The organism is Oryzobacter faecalis (assembly GCF_046764005.1).
GTDB lineage: Bacteria > Actinomycetota > Actinomycetes > Actinomycetales > Dermatophilaceae > Oryzobacter > Oryzobacter faecalis.
The window spans coordinates 717092-733756 of sequence record NZ_JBKOFW010000001.1 but is presented as its reverse complement, the minus strand read 5'-3'; the positions used below and the strand labels follow the sequence as shown (position 1 = coordinate 733756).

The 16665-nt window shown below is 72.6% G+C and carries 11 protein-coding genes; 4 read left to right on the top strand and 7 right to left on the bottom strand.

Annotation, left to right across the window (positions count from 1 at the left end; genetic code table 11):
- Nucleotides 1–51 precede the first annotated feature (51 nt).
- Entirely contained in the window at nt 52–2061 is a 2010-nt protein-coding gene (locus ACK8HX_RS03400; RefSeq protein WP_411939235.1) for a glycogen debranching N-terminal domain-containing protein, read from the bottom strand.
- A 214-nt stretch (nt 2062–2275) separates the two neighbouring features.
- Here ACK8HX_RS03400 and ACK8HX_RS03395 point away from each other — a divergent pair, with 214 nt between their 5' ends.
- The 4 genes from ACK8HX_RS03395 (at nt 2276) to ACK8HX_RS03380 (ending at nt 6742) form a co-directional block, all read left to right on the top strand.
- Entirely contained in the window at nt 2276–3316 is a 1041-nt protein-coding gene (locus ACK8HX_RS03395) for a LacI family DNA-binding transcriptional regulator (RefSeq protein WP_411939234.1), read from the top strand.
- Between the two features lie 89 nt (nt 3317–3405).
- Entirely contained in the window at nt 3406–4659 is a 1254-nt protein-coding gene (locus ACK8HX_RS03390; protein ID WP_411939233.1) for an extracellular solute-binding protein, read from the top strand.
- Nucleotides 4656–5792 carry a carbohydrate ABC transporter permease gene (locus tag ACK8HX_RS03385; protein WP_411939232.1) on the top strand — a complete coding sequence of 379 codons (1137 nt, stop codon included), beginning with the start codon at nt 4656–4658 and terminating at the stop codon, nt 5790–5792. Before ACK8HX_RS03390 ends, ACK8HX_RS03385 begins: the two co-directional genes overlap by 4 nt.
- Nucleotides 5789–6742, top strand: coding sequence for a carbohydrate ABC transporter permease (locus tag ACK8HX_RS03380; protein ID WP_411939231.1), 954 nt, complete (start codon nt 5789–5791; stop codon nt 6740–6742). Before ACK8HX_RS03385 ends, ACK8HX_RS03380 begins: the two co-directional genes overlap by 4 nt.
- A gap of 182 nt (nt 6743–6924) precedes the next feature.
- Here ACK8HX_RS03380 and ACK8HX_RS03375 read toward each other — a convergent pair whose 3' ends face one another.
- The 6 genes from ACK8HX_RS03375 to ACK8HX_RS03350 all read right to left on the bottom strand — a co-directional run bounded on the left by ACK8HX_RS03375 (nt 6925) and on the right by ACK8HX_RS03350 (nt 16665).
- Nucleotides 6925–8442, bottom strand: a complete 1518-nt coding sequence (locus ACK8HX_RS03375) for a hypothetical protein (protein ID WP_411939230.1) — start codon at nt 8440–8442, stop codon at nt 6925–6927.
- Nucleotides 8443–8544: 102 nt separating this feature from the next.
- Entirely contained in the window at nt 8545–9366 is an 822-nt protein-coding gene (locus ACK8HX_RS03370; protein ID WP_411939229.1) for a hypothetical protein, read from the bottom strand.
- A 288-nt stretch (nt 9367–9654) separates the two neighbouring features.
- Nucleotides 9655–12324 (bottom strand): aconitate hydratase AcnA, encoded by a 2670-nt coding sequence (gene acnA, locus ACK8HX_RS03365; protein ID WP_411939228.1) that lies wholly within the window; start codon nt 12322–12324, stop codon nt 9655–9657.
- 170 nt (nt 12325–12494) lie between these two features.
- On the bottom strand, nt 12495–13340 hold the full coding sequence (locus ACK8HX_RS03360) for a hypothetical protein (protein WP_411939227.1): 846 nt from the start codon (nt 13338–13340) through the stop codon (nt 12495–12497).
- A complete protein-coding gene (locus tag ACK8HX_RS03355; protein ID WP_411939226.1) occupies nt 13337–14653 on the bottom strand; it encodes a class I SAM-dependent RNA methyltransferase in 1317 nt (438 codons plus the stop codon). Before ACK8HX_RS03355 ends, ACK8HX_RS03360 begins: the two co-directional genes overlap by 4 nt.
- Complete coding sequence (locus tag ACK8HX_RS03350) at nt 14653–16665, bottom strand: APC family permease (protein WP_411939225.1); 2013 nt, start codon at nt 16663–16665, stop codon at nt 14653–14655. The genes ACK8HX_RS03355 and ACK8HX_RS03350 overlap by 1 nt, the downstream gene beginning before the upstream one ends.

The window sequence follows — 16665 nt, the reverse complement described above, 5'->3', positions numbered from 1 at the left end:
CCCAGCGGCGACGGCGCCGGTCCGGTGGCCACCGGACGGGCAGGGCCGTCGTCAGCCGATGACGACCTCGATGCCGTCGGGGGCGTCGACCGACACCACGTCACCCTGGGCGTCGACCGACACCGACAGCGTGCCGCCGCCCACGCGCAGGCCGGAGACCGTGAGGGCTCCGAAGGGCGCAGAGGGCAACGGGGACAGGTGGATCCGTCCCGCGGGGACGTCTGCGCGCAACCCGAGGAGGACGGACACGAGGGCTCCCGCGCTCGCTGCCGCCCACGCCTGCGGCCGGCAGCTCGCGGGGTACGGCGCCGGTCGCCCGAGGACGGGCTCGGCGCCGTAGAGCTCGGGCCACCGGTACCCGCTCGCGGCCGCGACGTCGACGAGGGCGCGCATCACCGCGGCCGCACCCTCGGGATGACCGGTGCGCGCCAGCCCGAGGGCGGCGATCGCGCTGTCGTGGGTCCACACCGAGCCGGTGTGGTACCCGATGGGGTTGAAGGCCGGGTTGGAGCGCGACAGCGTGCTGACGCCGAGCGGTCCGAGGAGGTCCGGCCCCGCCAGGGCGTGGGCGACCCTCCGGCTCTCGGCGTCGTCGAGCAGGCCGGTGCCGAGGACGTGGCCGATGTTGCTGCCGAGGCCGTCGACCGGTGCCCCCGACCCGTCGAGGGCCATCGCGAGCAGCGGGGCGCCCTCCCCCCGGACCCAGAACCGCTCGCGCACCCGGGTGGCCAGGGCGTCGCCCCACGACCTCCACACCGAGCCGTCCTCGCCCAGGACGTCCTCGAGGAGCGACGCCGCGGCGTGGGCCGCCTCGACGGCGTACGCCTGCGTCTCGACGAGGGCGATCGGCCCGTCGGCGATGCGGCCGAGGGCGTCGCGCATCGAGTCCCCGGAGTCCTTCCAGCCCTGGTTGGCCAGGCCGGTCCCGGACTCGTCGAGGTAGCGCAGGAAGCCGTCCGGGCTCTCGGCCGCCGCACGCTCCATCCAGTCGAGGGCGGCGCGCAGGGCCGGGGCGAGCTCGTGGACGACGTCGGGGTCGAGGCCCCACCGCCAGGCGTCGTGGAGGACGCACACCCACAGCGGCGTGGCGTCGACGGTGCCGTAGTACACGACCGGCAGGAGCGTGCCGTCACCGGCGGCGAAGGCGGTGCGGCGCACCTCGTGCAGGATCTTGCCGGGCGACTGCGCGGTCTCGACGTCGTCGACCCTCCCCTGGCGGCGGGCCAGCGCCCGCAGCGTCCCCCGGGCGAGGTCGGTCCCGAAGGGCAGGGCGAGGCGGGCCGACCAGAGCGAGTCGCGGCCGAACAGCGTGAGGTACCAAGGGGTTCCGGCACCGACGAAGACGTCGTCCGGGGCGAGCGGGTCGCGCAGGGCGAGGTGGCGCAGGTCGTCGAGGGCAGCACCGACGGTCCGGCCGAGGCGCGCGTCCTGGGCGGCGACGTCGATGCCCTCGAGGCCGACGAGGTCCACGCCGGCGTCGGCGTCGAAGGGCGTCGCCGCGACCCGGTCGGCGCGCACGTCGACGACGAGGTCGACCGAGCCTGCCGGCGCGACCTCGACGTCCCACCCGAGGAGGGCGCCGCGCGCGTCCACCACGATCGCGGCCCCGGCCGCACGGACGCGCACCGTGTGGCGCTCGTCGGACCACGAGGCTTCCTCGTCGCCGGCCGTCGCGGCGAGGAGGCCGGGCGCGGCCTCGCCCTGCTTGACGTCGTGGAGCTCGGCACCGTCGCCGGCGAGGCGGACCTCGACCCGGCTGGACACCGGCTCCTGCCACCGGTTGCGGATCGTCACCGTCTCGGTGAGCCCGCGGTCGTGGAGGACCCGGCGCCGGGTGACCTCGACCGTGGGGTCGGGGCCCGGGTCCCCGAGGTGGCGCGCGACGGCGAGGGTCTCGGTCGTGCCCCCGGTGGAGGCCGCGGCGACCGCCGTGAGGGCCAGCCCGTCGAGGGTGACGACGAGGGTGTGGGCGACGCGGCGGTCGTCGACGAAGAGCCCGGTCGCCTCGCCTCCGGGGCGTGCGGCGTCGACGTCCCCGTCGGCGAGCGAGAGGCACGTCACGGGCCCACGGACCGCGACCTCGAGCTCGTGGACCCACGGCTGCCACGTCCTCTCCGGTTGCGGGCGGGGGTCTTGACAGTCCACGTCGTCGCGATGCACAGTGACGACCCTAGCCATTTGATCGTTCAAATCAACCCCCTGTCCCTCGGGTTCGGCAGGTTTGAACGTTCTATGGGTCGGGTATCACGCCGATGTCACGGTCGAGGAGGACCAGGTGCCGCAGTCGGAGGGCTCACGCGTGACGATCCACGACGTCGCCCGGGCCGCCGGTGTGTCCCGCCAGACGGTGAGCAACACCGTGAACAACCCCGAGCGGGTCAGCCCCGACACCCTCGACCGGGTCCGCGCCGCCATCGCCGACCTCGGCTACCACCCGTCGAGCTCGGCGAAGTCCCTGCGCAGCCGCCGGGCCGGCGCCATCGGCCTCGAGCTGCACACCCTCGGCACGCACAACGCCACGACCGCCCCGGTCCTCACCGCCTTGAGCATCCGCGCGGCGTACCACGACGCCCACCTCGTCCCCTTCGGCTCCGCCGAGGGCACCCCGATGCTCGAGGGCTACAAGGCGATGTGGGCAGGACGCCTCGTCGACGCCTTCATCGTCGCCGAGACCCACCACGGGGACCCGCGCCCACCCTGGCTCGAGGCGCGCGGCATCCCCTATGCCTCGTTCGGCCGGGTCTGGGACGACCCCACGTTCACCCGCTGGGTCGACGTCGACGGTGCCGCAGGCACCCGGGTGGCCGTCGAGCACTGCATCGACGCCGGCTACCGCACCATCGCCTACCTCGGCTGGCCCCAGGGCTCGGTCGTCGGTGACGACCGCCGGTCCGGCTGGGTCGCGGCGTGCGACGCGGCCGGCACCGCGTCCTCGCCCGTGCACGGTCCCGAGGCCGTCGCCGAGCAGGACCTCGACGCCGCCATCGCCGCGGCCGGCCCCCTCGTCGACCTCCTCTCCCCCGGCGACGCCGTCGTCTGCGCCTCCGACGTCCTCGCCCTCGGTGTCCACCAGGTGCTCGTCCGGCGCGGCCTCGAGCCGGGCCGCGACATCGGCGTCGTCGGCTTCGACGGTTCCGAGACCGCCGCCATGCACCACCTCAGCTCCGTCGCGCAGCCGTTCGACGCCATCGCGGAGGAGTCGCTGCGGCTGGTCCGCGCGGCCCTGCGCGGCGAGCCCGCCCCCACCGCGGGCTCGCTCCTCCTGCCGGCCCTCACCAGGGCCCGCAGCACCCGGCTCCACCGGAAGGAGCCCTGACCGACCTCACCCCGCACCACCGAGCACGACCAGCACGACCCTCAGCACCATCCGTCCAGCACGCGCACCACCCGACGAAGGAGTCACCGATGTCGCGCACCACCCGATCGGCCGCCCTGGCCCTCGCCCTCACGGGCGCCCTGACCCTCACCGCCTGCGGCGGCGGTGGATTCGAGGAGGAGGGCGGCGGTTCCAGCGCACCGGCCTCCGCCAGCGGCCCCGTCGCGCTGAAGATGCTCATCGCGTCCTCGGGTGACGCCGAGACCAACGCGGTCAAGGCCGCCACCGACGCGTGGGCGAAGAAGACCGGCAACACCGTCGAGGTCACCGTCGCCAGCGACATGAACCAGCAGCTGGCCCAGGGCTTCGCCAGCGGCAGCCCCGCAGACGTCTTCTACATGGACGCCGGCCGGTTCGCCGACTACGCGAAGCAGGGCAGCCTCTACCCGTACGCCGACCAGCTCGAGGACAACAGCGACTTCTACGAGCCCCTGCGCAAGGCGTTCACGTACGAGGGCAAGCAGTACTGCGCCCCCAAGGACTTCTCGACCCTCGCCCTCGTCATCAACACCGACGCGTGGACCAAGGCCGGCCTCGGTGACGGCGACATCCCGAAGACGTGGGACGACCTCTCGGCCGTCTCCAAGAAGCTGACGACCGGTGGGCAGGTCGGCCTCGGGCTCGGCACCGGCATCGACCGTGTCGGCGCCTTCGTCGTGCAGAACGGCGGCTGGTGGCTGAGCGAGGACAACACCAAGGCGCAGGCCGCCACGCCGGAGGTCAAGGAGGCCCTCGCGTACGTCCAGGAGAACAACAAGGCCGGGAACTTCAAGTTCGCCAACGAGCTCGACTCCGGGTGGGGCGGTGAGGCGTTCGGCACGAAGAAGGCCGCGATGACGATCGAGGGCAACTGGATCAAGGGCGCGGTCAACAACGACTACAAGGGCCTGAAGTACACGGTCGCCGAGCTGCCCGAGGGCCCGAAGGGCAAGGGCACGCTCCAGTTCACGCAGTGCTGGGGCATCGCCGCCGACTCCAAGGCACAGGCCCAGGCGGTCGACCTCGTCAAGTCCCTGACGACCGTCGAGAGCCAGATGGCCGCCGCGGAGGCCTTCGGTGTCATGCCGAGCCGCCAGTCGGCCGCCGAGCAGTACAAGACCAAGTACCCCGAGGACGCCGCCTTCATCGCCGGTGGCGAGTACGGGCACGGCCCCATCAACGCCGCGGGCATGGAGCCGGTCGTCGCCGACCTCAACTCCAAGCTCGAGAGCCTCAAGGGGGCCAACCTCGACCAGGTCCTCAGCGGGTTCGACACCAACGCCGCGTCGGTCCTCGGCAAGTGAGCACCACCACGACCGCGGCGCCCGGCACCCGCCGGGCGCCGCGGCGCCGGAAGGCCGGCGAGGGCCAGCGGCAGACGGCGGCGGGCTGGCTGTTCGTCACGCCGGTCCTCGTCATCCTCGGGTTGTTCCTCGCCGTGCCGATCGTCATGGCCCTGTGGGTCTCGTTCACCGACTGGGGAGGGCGCGGCAGCCCCTTCTCGTCCCGGGTGGGCTTCGTGGGCACCGAGAACTACACGGCACTGCTCACCGAGCAGGGCCTGTCGCGGCAGGACTTCATGACCTCGCTGCGCAACACCTTCTACTACGTCCTCGGGGTCGTGCCGATCCAGACCGTGCTCGCGCTCTTCCTCGCCGTCATCGTCAACCAGAAGTTCCTCAAGGGGCGCACGTTCTTCCGCACCTCGTTCTACTTCCCGTCGGTCGTCTCGTCCGTGGCGATCTCGCTCGTCTTCCTCTACCTGTTCACCGGGACCGGTGCGGTCAACCAGTTCCTCGGGATCTTCGGCATCGACGGACCCACGTGGTTCTCCGACCCGCGCGGCCTCATCCACCTCACCGGTGACGCGCTGGGGCTGTGGAGCATCGACACCCCGCCGTCGGCGCTCGCCGAGACGTCGGTGATGAGCCTGTCCCTGTGGGAGTGGTTCAAGGGCCCGTCGGTGGCGCTGAGCGCGATCATGCTCCAGGTCATCTGGACCACCGCCGGCACGTTCATGCTCATGTTCATCGCCGCCCTCCAGGACCTCCCCACGGAGGTCGAGGAGGCCGCGATGGTCGACGGTGCGAACGCCTGGCAGCGGTTCCGCAACGTCACCGTGCCGCACCTGCGGCCGACGATCCTCCTCGTCGTGACGCTCGGCGTCATCGGGACGTGGCAGGTCTTCGACCAGATGTACGTCATGACGCAGGGCGGGCCCGCCAAGACGACCCTGACACCTGCGTTCCTGTCCTACCAGGCCGCCTTCCGGCAGCAGCAGTGGGGCCAGGGCGCCGCGATGGCGTTCCTCCTCTTCGTGCTCATCTTCCTCCTGACGAGCCTGCAGCGGTTCGTGCTGCGCGACAAGGACGAGGCGGCGACGAAGAAGGCCCAGCGGACCCAGCAGCGCAGGGCCCGGAAGGGGACGGCGGCATGAGCGGCACCGAGAGCCTGACCGGCAGCACCGGCACGGGCATCGCTCCCACCGCGGAGGTGGCGACCACCACGGGACGGGCGGCGCCGCCGAGGCGCGGCGGCGACGACGGCAGCCTCGTCAACCGGAACAGCCGGGCGAAGAAGGTGCTCGTCTACGTCGCGCTCGTGGCGTTCGCGCTGGTGTACATCTACCCGTTCTTCGTCCAGCTCTCGACGTCGTTCAAGACCGACACCGACGCCGTCAACAACCCGCTGGCGCTCATGCCCGACCCGATCACGACGGCGGCGTTCGAGCGGATCGCGCAGACCGACTTCCCCCGCTGGTTCACCAACTCGGTCGTCGTGACGCTGTTCGTCACGGCCGGGCGGGTGTTCTTCAACTCGCTCGCGGGCTACGCCCTCGCGCGCCTGAAGTTCCGCGGCCGCGACGCGGTGTTCACGGCGATCCTCGCCGTGCTCGCCGTCCCGGGCATCGTGCTGCTCATCCCGAAGTTCCTCGTCATCAACTACCTCGGGATCTACAACACCTACCCGGCGCTCATCGTCCCGCTGCTCGTCGACGCGGCGGGCGTGTTCATCATGAAGCAGTTCTTCGAGTCGATCCCGCCCTCGATGGAGGAGGCCGCCCGCATCGACGGCGCGGGCACCTTCCGCACGTTCTGGTCGGTCATCCTCCCGATGGCGCGGCCCGCGCTCATCACGCTGACGATCCTGTCCTTCCAGGGGTCGTGGAACGAGCTGGCCCACTTCATCGTCGCCACCGACGACCAGAGCCTCTACACGCTGACGCGTGGCGTGGCCGGGCTGACCTCCGGAGGGCTCGGATCGGGCTCGCAGTTCCCGATCACGATGGCGGCCGCCCTGCTCATGACGATCCCGACGGCGCTCGTCTTCATCGTCTTCCAGCGGTACTTCACGCAGGGAGCGAACGTGGGCGCCGACAAGGGCTGACGCCCCCGCCCCCCGGACCAGGACCCGGGTGTGCCGGGGTCGGCGACTGGTCGCGCCGACCCCGGCCGAGCGGGGCGACGAGAGCGCCCCGCTGCGGGCCGCCCGGGAGCAGGGGCCCGGACGACCCGGCGGGGCCAGGACGCTGAGCAGGGGCGCGCCCCGGCCACGGCGGGGTGACCCGGTCAGCGGACCGTGACACCCCGTCGTCGTGAGGCCGCGAGCAGGAGCGCCCCGGCCAGGAGGAGGGCGACGCCCGCCGCCAGGAGCGGACCGGCCGCTGCACCGGTCTGCGCCAAGGTGTCGGCCGTGACGACCCGCGTCACCGCGGCCCCCGCGGCAGCGCCGTTGACCGACGGCCGGGCCGAGGTCCCGCCCGGGCCGGCCGGCGACACGACGCCACCGGGGTCGGTCGGGTCCACGGGCTCGGTCGGGTCGACCGGGTCGACGGGCTCCACCGGGTCGCCACCGCCGGGGGCCGTCGTCGAGCCCCCGGTCCTCGAGTCACCGAGCACCGACACCGCGTTGCCGTCGGCGCTCACCGGAGCGGTCGCCGGCGAGGTCACCTGGGTGCCCCCGGCCGCCGAGCCCTCACCCGAGGTCGTGTCACCACCAGAGCCGGTGGTGCCACCCCCCGAGGACGCCCCCGACGTCGTCGAGCCCGAGCTGTCGGAGTCACCGAACACCGACACCGCGTTGCCGTCCGCGCTCACCGGAGCGGTCGCCGGCGAGGTCACCTGGGTGCCCCCGGCCGCCGAGCCCTCACCGGAGGTCGTGTCACCACCAGAGCCGGTGGTGCCACCCCCCGAGGACGCCCCCGACGTCGTCGAGCCCGAGCTGTCGGAGTCACCGAACACCGACACCGCGTTGCCGTCCGCGCTCACCGGAGCGGTCGCCGGCGAGGTCACCTGGGTGCCCCCGGCCGCCGAGCCCTCACCGGAGGTCGTGTCACCACCAGAGCCGGTGGTGCCACCCCCCGAGGACGCCCCCGACGTCGTCGAGCCCGAGCTGTCGGAGTCACCGAACACCGACACCGCGTTGCCGTCCGCGCTCACCGGAGCGGTCGCCGGCGAGGTCACCTGGGTGCCCCCGCCCGCGGAGTCCTCACCGGAGGTCGTGTCACCACCGGAACTGCCGGTAGCGCTACCGCCGGAGGTCTGCCCCGACGTCGAGCCCGAGCTGTCGGAGTCACCGAGCACCGACACCGCGTTGCCGTCCGCGCTCACCGGAGCGGTCGCCGGCGAGGTCACCTGGCTGCCCCCGGCCGCCGAGCCCTCACCCGAGGTCGAGTCACCACCGGAACTGCCGGTAGCGCTACCGCCGGAGGTCTGCCCCGACGTCGAGCCCGAGCTGTCGGAGTCACCGAGCACCGACACCGCGTTGCCGTCCGCGCTCACCGGAGCGGTCGCCGGCGAGGTCACCTGGGTGCCCCCGGCCGCCGAGCCCTCACCGGAGGTCGTGTCACCACCAGAGCCGGCGGTGCCACCGCCCGAGGACGCCCCCGACGTCGTCGAGCCCGAGCTGTCGGAGTCACCGAGCACCGACACGGCGTTGCCGTCCGCGCTCACCGGAGCCTCGGTCTGGACGATGGCCTGGCTGCCGCCGGCGACACTGTCGACCCCGGTCGTGTCATCGGCCTGGGCCTGCGCGGAGAAGAGGACTCCCCCACCGATCACGAGGGCGATCTGCAGCCCTCTGCGCATGGATGTTCGCATGGTCTTCCCTTTCCTGCTGATGCTGGACGCCCGCGGGTGCGGGCACGGCTCGGACGGCTCGCCCTCGGACGAGGGCGGGCCGGAGCGGCATCAGCCAGGGCGGGAACCGGGGTCCAGTGAAGGACCGACGGCAAGAGCCTGCCTCCCGAGTCGGGCTGCGGAACAGCGCCGCTCGGGACGGATCAGGAGCAGCGCCGTGCCGAGCACGGCGATGCTGAGGGTGAGGGGGAGGGTGGGCGCCGAGGTGGGCGTCATCGACCCCAGGTGCCACGAGGGCCAGGGGACGACCGGCTCGCGGTCGCTCGGCGCCACGGGAGGCTCGCGCTCAGCCTTCCGCTGGACGGCGCCGAACAGGGGGGCGACCTGCGAGCCGGCCGCCACGTCATGTGCTCCACCGAGGGAGCTCCGCTCCGACTCCTCGGCCCGTAGCGCCCCGAGGGCCGGCTCGACCGGGGCCGCCCCGAGCCCCGGTCCGTCCGCCGTCGGAGCCGGGACGGCGAGCGTGGGCACCGGAGCGACTGGCGCCGTCGGCGCCGGAACCTCGCCGACGGCCTGCTCCGTCGCGACGACGGCGTCGGCCACGGGAGCGAGGACCTGCTCGCTCGCCGTCGCCGCGACTGCGTCGACGGAAGACGTTGTGGCAGAGACGGGTTCATCGACCACGGGCGCGACGGGTGACGCGGCGGCGACGTCCTCGACGGTCGCCGTCACGGAGCTCGTCGTGGCAGGTACGGCCTCGACGACGTCCGTGACGACGACGGCGGCGGGCTCGGCGGGCGCCGGGAGCCCCGCGGCCGAGGTGACCGCGCCGAGGAGGCCACGGTCGTCGGCCTGGGCCACGGTGGAGGAGCTGAGGACCCAGCCGAGGAGCACGAAGGCAGCACCGATGAGAAGCCTGGAGAGGCTTCTCATGGACGGTGCAGCCCACATGGCGATCCCCCGATCGGGTGGCCCGGTTGCAGTCGGGTGTGTCCCCAGTGTGTGCCCCGTTCCTCGCTGTGTAAACCCTCAGGTTCCGCGGACGGCGCTGCCGCACACCGGGACCGGCATCCCGACATCGACGTCATGGCACCGCGCGTGACCTGCAGAGATGCCTGAAAACGCCTGTGGCGCAGCGCAACTGGCGCGAGGAGCCCTCGGTCCGACACAGCGGCGCGGCCGCGTCCCGGAGGATGCGGCCGCGCCGAAAAAGTTCGACGGTCAGGACACGAGGGACCGCAGGACGTACTGGAGGATGCCGCCGTTGCGGTAGTAGTCCGCCTCGCCCGGGGTGTCGATGCGCACCACCGCGTCGAACTCGGACGTCGACCCGTCCTCCCGGGTCACCCCGACCTTGACGGTGCGCGGCGTCGTCCCCGAGTTCAGCTCCTCGACCCCGGTGATGGAGAACGTCTCGGTGCCCGACAGCCCGAGCGACTCGGCGTTCTGGCCCTTCGGGTACTGCAGCGGCAGGACACCCATCCCGATGAGGTTCGAGCGGTGGATGCGCTCGTACGACTCGGCGATGACGGCCCTGACCCCGAGCAGGGCCGTCCCCTTCGCAGCCCAGTCGCGCGAGGACCCGGAGCCGTACTCCTTGCCGGCCAGCACGACGAGCGGGACGCCCGCGGCCTGGTAGGCGGCCGACGCGTCGTAGATGGTCGTCTGCTCGCCACCGTCGAGGAAGTTGCGGGTGAAGCCACCCTCGACGCCGTCGAGGAGCAGGTTCTTCAGCCGGATGTTGGCGAAGGTGCCGCGGATCATCACCTCGTGGTTGCCGCGCCGAGAGCCGTAGGAGTTGAAGTCCTTGCGCTCGACGCCGTGCTCGGCGAGGTAGGTGCCCGCCGGGCTGTCGGCCTTGATCGACCCCGCCGGGCTGATGTGGTCGGTGGTCACCGAGTCACCGAGCTTCGCGAGGACGCGGGCGCCGCTGATGTCGGAGACCGGCGCCGGCTCCATCGCCATCCCGTCGAAGTACGGGGGCTTGCGGACGTAGGTGGAGTCGGCGTCCCACTCGAAGGTGTTGCCCTCGGGCGTGGGCAGCGACTGCCACCGCTGGTCGCCCGCGAAGACGTCGGCGTAGTCGGTGGTGAACAGGTCCTGGCTCAGGGCCTGCTGGATCGTCGCCTCGACGTCGGCGGGAGCCGGCCAGATGTCCTTGAGGAAGACGTCGTTGCCGGCCTGGTCCTGGCCGAGCGGGTCGAGGTCGAAGTCGAACGCCATGGTCCCCGCAAGGGCGTAGGCGATGACGAGCGGCGGGCTCGCCAGGTAGTTCATCTTGACGTCGGGGTTGATCCGGCCCTCGAAGTTGCGGTTGCCCGAGAGCACCGAGACGACCGACAGGTCGTGCTCGTTGACCGCCGCCGAGATCTCCTCGGGCAGCGGACCCGAGTTGCCGATGCAGGTCGTGCACCCGTAGCCGACGAGGTGGAAGCCGAGCTTCTCGAGGTAGGGCCACATGCCGGCCTTCTCGTAGTAGCCCGTGACGACCTTCGAGCCCGGCGCCATCGACGTCTTGACCCACGGTGCGACCGTCAGCCCCTTGTCGACCGCGTTCTTCGCGAGCATCGCGGCGGCCATCATCACCGACGGGTTGGACGTGTTGGTGCACGACGTGATCGAGGCGATGACGACGGCGCCGTCCTTGAGGCCGAACGACTGGCCGTCGCGGGTGACCTCGGCCTCGCGCAGGTCGCCGTCGACGCCGTAGTTCTTGATGTCGAGCGCGAACTGGCCCTTGGCCTCGGCGAGGACGATGCGGTCCTGGGGACGCTTGGGGCCGGCGATCGAGGGCACGACGGTCGACAGGTCGAGCTCGAGGTACTCGCTGTAGCGCGCCTCGGGCTGACCGGGGCCGGCCTGCAGCCACATCCCCTGCTCCTTGGCGTACGCCTCGACGAGCGCGACCGACTCCTCGGAGCGGCCGGTGAGGCGCAGGTACTCGAGAGTGACGTCGTCGATGGGGAAGATCGCGCAGGTGGAGCCGAACTCGGGGCTCATGTTGCCGATCGTGGCGCGGTTGGCGAGCGGCACGGCCGAGACGCCCTCGCCGTAGAACTCGACGAACTTGCCGACGACGCCGTGCTTGCGCAGCATCTCCGTGATCGTCAGGACGACGTCGGTCGCGGTGGCGCCCGCGGGGATCGAGCCCGAGAGCTTGAAGCCGACGACGCGCGGGATGAGCATCGACACCGGCTGCCCGAGCATCGCGGCCTCGGCCTCGATGCCGCCCACGCCCCAGCCGAGGACGCCGAGGCCGTTGACCATCGTCGTGTGCGAGTCGGTGCCGACGCAGGTGTCGGGGTAGGCGACGCCGTCGCGGACCATGACGGTGCGGGCGAGGTGCTCGATGTTGACCTGGTGGACGATGCCGGTGCCCGGCGGGACGACCTTGAAGTCGTCGAACGCGGTCTGGCCCCAGCGCAGGAACTTGTAGCGCTCCTCGTTGCGCTGGTACTCGATCTCGACGTTGCGCTCGAAGGCGTCGGCCCGGCCGAAGACGTCGATGATGACGGAGTGGTCGATGACGAGCTCGGCCGGCGCGAGCGGGTTGATCTGCGCGGGGTCGCCGCCGAGCTCGGCGACGGCCTCGCGCATCGTCGCGAGGTCGACGACGCAGGGGACGCCGGTGAAGTCCTGCATGATGACGCGGGCCGGCGTGAACTGGATCTCGGTGTCGGGCTCGGCGTTCTCGTCCCAGCCGCCGAGGGCCCGGATGTGGTCGGCGGTGATGTTCGCGCCGTCCTCGGTGCGCAGCAGGTTCTCGAGGAGCACCTTGAGGCTGTAGGGCAGCGTCTCGCTGCCCTCGACGGAGGCGAGCCGGTAGATCTCGTAGGACTGGTCACCCACCTCGAGCGTGCCGTGGGCGTCGAAGCTGTTCGTGCTGGCCACCGGGGCTCCCTTCAGGTCGTGCGTCGTCGCGCGCACCCGATCGATTTATCTTGACGTCAAGATATCTTACGCACACGACACCGGTCCCGTCGAGCCTATGCCGGTGGGTGGCGCGTCGCGAGGCCCGGGCCGCCCGACGACGGTCGGTCCGGCCCCGCGCCGCGACCGGGTCAGCCCCGCGTCATCCGGTAGTGGAGACGGAGCGAGCGCAGTGGCCCGACCCGCAGGTGGTGGTCGGTGCGCAGGACGCCCTCGTCGTCGACGAACACGACGAACCGCTCGTGCACGGGGACCCGCGCGGCGTGGTGGGCGCCCTCGTCGTCGACCACGAGGACGTACGCGCCGGGGGCCCCGAACCGGCCGGGGCCGGAGTCGAGGACGAGCGCCCCGTCCTCGCGTGCGGTGGGGGCGAGGAAGACCTGGACGTTGCCGAGCTCGAGCGGGAACGCGACGTGGACGCAGGCGCCGTCGTGCCCCGGCACCCTCGTGCTGCGGTACGCCCCGCTGAACAGGACGTCGTCGGTGGCCCGAAGCCGGCGCAGCCACCCCGCCCACACCTGGTCCCCCGAGGCGTCGAGGACCGGCAGCACGCGGCTGTCGATCCCGCGCGAGACGTCGAGGGGGCGCACGGGGATCGCGAGCTGCTGGACGCGCCGCCCGAACGCCCAGGCGACGAGCGAGCCTCCGGGCGCGGCCAGCGGCGACCACTGGGACCACGCGTCCATCCGCCACGTCGCCGTGTGCTCGTAGAAGTCACGGACGAGCGGGTGCAGGTCCCGCGCCGTGAACCCCGGCCCGTCGAGCGCGGTGAGGTCCGGGAGGAGGCCGGCCGTCGGGTCGTCGCGCACGACCTCCCCGCCCGCGGCGCGCGCCGCGGCGTCCAGCCAGCCGTCGCCCACCGGCCCCGCCGTGTGCGTGGGGGCCTGCAGCCAGGGCTGGGTGTCGAGGTCGACCGGTCGCCCCAGCCGCCGCCACATCACCCGGGTCGCGTGGTCGACGCGCGCCCAGCCCGTCACCGGCCTCCCTCGGCCGGGCGGAAGGTGGCGACGCACTCGACGTGGTGCGTCATCGGGAAGGCGTCGAAGGCCCGCAGGCGGTCGAGCCGGTACCCCGCCTCCACGAGGGCGGCGGTGTCGCGGGCCAGCGCCGCGGGGTCGCACGCGACGTACACGATGACGCGGGCCCGCAGCCGGGCGACCTCCGCGCAGACACCCCGGCCCGCACCCGAGCGCGGGGGGTCGAGGACGACGACGTCGGCCGTGGGCGGGACGAGGGGCGACCTCGCGGCCGCGCGCGGTCGGCCCGTGCGCCGCGAGGGACCCCGGCGCACCGGGCGGGCCACCCCGAAGGCGTCGTCGACCCGGGCGGTGAGGACCGCCACCTGGGGGTGGTCGGCGAGGTTGGTGCGCGCGTGGTCGGTGGCGGCGGCGTCGGCCTCGACGGCGACGACCTGGCCGGACGGCCCCACCGCCTCGGCGAGCGCCGCGGTGAACAGGCCGACCCCGCAGTAGAGGTCGAGAACGCGCTCCCCCTCGCGGACGCCGAGCTCGCCCATGACGGCGGCCAGGAAGGTCGGCGCGGCGCCGGGGTGGACCTGCCAGAAGCCGCGGGCGTCGACGTCGAAGGTCCGGTCGAAGGTGACCGTCGCGCCGTCGGGACCGGTCCACGACGTCGCGACGCGCTCGCGGACGACAGGGCCCGCACCGTCCTCCGGCACCCGCACGACGACCGGCTCCCCGACCGACGGTGCGACGGCGTCGACGGCCTCCGCACCGTCCCACGACCCCTCGGTGACGCGCAGGCGGTCGACGCCCGGCGCCGCGATGCGGCAGTGGTCGACCGGGACGACGTCGTGCGAGCGGTACCGGCGCAGCCCTGCGCGGCCGGAGTCGTCGACGGCGAACTCGACGCGCGTCCTCCAGTCCAGGCCGGCGTCGTCGCCCGGGACCGCCTCGACCTCGACGTCGACCTCCAGCCGGGCGAGTCGGGAGAGCTGCTCGCGGACCACGCCGGCCTTGAGCGCCCGCTGGCCGGCGAGCGAGACGTGCTGGAGGTCGCACCCCCCGCACCCGCCCGGCACCGCCCAGGGGCACGGCGGCTCCACCCGGTCGGGTGAGGCCGAGAGCACCGAGACGGCGTCGGCGCGCAGGAACCGCTCCCCCGCACCGGCCGACGTCACGAGGGCGCGGACCCGCTCACCGGGCAGCGCGTGCCGGACGAAGAGCACCTGCCCCTCGTGGCGGGCGACGGCGTGGCCGCCGTGGGCGAACGCCGTCACGTCGACCTCGACCTCGGCACCGACCGGCAGGCCCTCGCCGGGTGAGGCCATCAGTGGTCGCCGCGGCGGACGTCACCGACGACGGGTACGTCGTCGAGACGGTCCTCGACCCCCGCGGAGGAGGCCAGCTGCCACGGCACGGACGAGACCATGACACCCGGGGTGAAGAGCAGCCGGCCCTTGAGCCGCAGGGCGCTCTGGTTGTGCAGGACCTGCTCCCACCAGTGCCCGAGGACGTACTCGGGGATGTAGACGACGACGATGTCGCGCGGGCTTCCGGACCGGATCGACTTGACGTAGTCGACGATCGGCCTGGTGATCTCGCGGTAGGGGCTGTCCAGCGCCTTGAGCGGGACCGGGATGTCGCGGCGGTCCCACTCGGCCTGCAGCGCCCGCGTCTCGTCGGGGTCGACGTCGACCGTGAGCGCCTCGAGGACCGAGGGGCGCGTCGCGCGTGCGTAGGCGATGGCGCGCAGCGTCGGCTTGTGGATCTTGGAGACGAGGACGATGGCGTGGACCCGCGAGGGCAGCATCTGCTGCCTGGTGTCGTCCTCGTCGACGCGCAGCTCGTCGCGGACCTTGGCGTAGTGCCTGGCGATGCCGGTCATGAGCACGAAGAGCACGACCATGGCCGCGATCGCGAAGCCCGCGCCCTGCAGGAACTTCGTCGCGAGCACGACGAGCAGCACCGTGCCCGACATCGCCGCGCCGATGCCGTTGATGACCCGGCTGCGCAGCATGCGACGGCGCTCGGCGGGGTCGCGTTCGAGGCGCAGGTGCCGGTTCCAGTGCCGCACCATCCCGATCTGGGACAGCGTGAAGGAGACGAAGACGCCGACGATGTACAGCTGGATGAGCCGGGTCACCTGGGCGTCGTAGATCCAGACGAGCGCGGCCGCCGCCCCGGCGAGGATGAGGATGCCGTTGGAGAACGCGAGCCGGTCCCCGCGGGTGTGCAGCTGGCGCGGCAGGAAGCCGTCGCGGGCGAGGATCGAGCCGAGCACCGGGAACCCGTTGAACGCGGTGTTGGCGGCGAGCACGAGGATCAGCCCGGTGACGACGGACACGAGGACGACACCCGGGGTGAAGCCCGCGAACACCGACTCCGCGACCTGGCCCATGACCGTGTCCTGCACGTAGCCCTCACCGACCGGGACGCCGTCGCGGGCCAGCTGCACCGCCGGGTCCTCGGCGTACTTGATGCCGGTCCACGTGGCGAGGGCGACCATGGACAGGAGCATCGTCACCGAGATGACGCCCATGAGCAGCAGCGTCGTGGCGGCGTTCGCACTCTTGGGCTTGCGGAAGGCCGGCACCCCGTTGCTGATGGCCTCGACGCCGGTCAGCGCGGCGCAGCCCGAGGAGAAGGCGCGCAGGAACAGGAAGGCGAGCGCCAGCCCGGTGATGCCCTCGTACCCGGGCTCCGAGAGCAGCTCGAGGTCGGCGCTCTCGGCCGGCGGCAGGGTGCCCGTGCTGTGCCGCCAGATGCCGACGGCCGCCATGCCGAGGATGGTCACCATGAACGTGTACGTGGGGATGGCGAAGGCCGTGCCGGACTCGCGCACGCCGCGCAGGTTCATCGCCGTCAGCGCCACGATGATGACGACGGCGACGACCGCCTCGTGGCCGCGCACGAAGGAGAAGGAGTTCGCCGCGTTCTGGACCCCCGCCGACACCGACACCGCGACGGTGAGCACGTAGTCGACGAGGAGCGCGCTGGCGACCGTGAGGCCGGCCTTCGGTCCGAGGTTGACGCTGGCCACCTCGTAGTCACCGCCACCGGAGGGGTAGGCCCGCACGTTCTGCCGGTAGCTCGCGATGACGACGGCCATGACGACGACGACCGCGAGGGCGATCTCCCACGAGTGGGTCAGCGCCAGCGCACCGCCGGCGAGACCCAGGGTCAGGAGGATCTCGTCGGGGGCGTAGGAGACCGAGGACAGCGCGTCGCTGGCGAACACGGGGAGCGCGACGCGCTTGGGGAGCAGGGTCTCGTGGAGCTTGTCGCTGCGCATGGCGCGGCCGAGGAGGACCCGCTTGACGAGACGTCCGGGAGAAGACAC

Bases quoted from the DNA above. Each gene is read 5' to 3' on its own strand.
- ACK8HX_RS03355 (WP_411939226.1), bottom strand. From the start codon at position 14,653: ATGGCCTCACCCGGCGAGGGCCTGCCGGTCGGTGCCGAGGTCGAGGTC.
- ACK8HX_RS03390 (WP_411939233.1), top strand. From the start codon at position 3,406: ATGTCGCGCACCACCCGATCGGCCGCCCTGGCCCTCGCCCTCACGGGC.
- ACK8HX_RS03380 (WP_411939231.1), top strand. From the start codon at position 5,789: ATGAGCGGCACCGAGAGCCTGACCGGCAGCACCGGCACGGGCATCGCT.
- ACK8HX_RS03375 (WP_411939230.1), bottom strand. From the start codon at position 8,442: ATGCGCAGAGGGCTGCAGATCGCCCTCGTGATCGGTGGGGGAGTCCTC.
- ACK8HX_RS03370 (WP_411939229.1), bottom strand. From the start codon at position 9,366: ATGAGAAGCCTCTCCAGGCTTCTCATCGGTGCTGCCTTCGTGCTCCTC.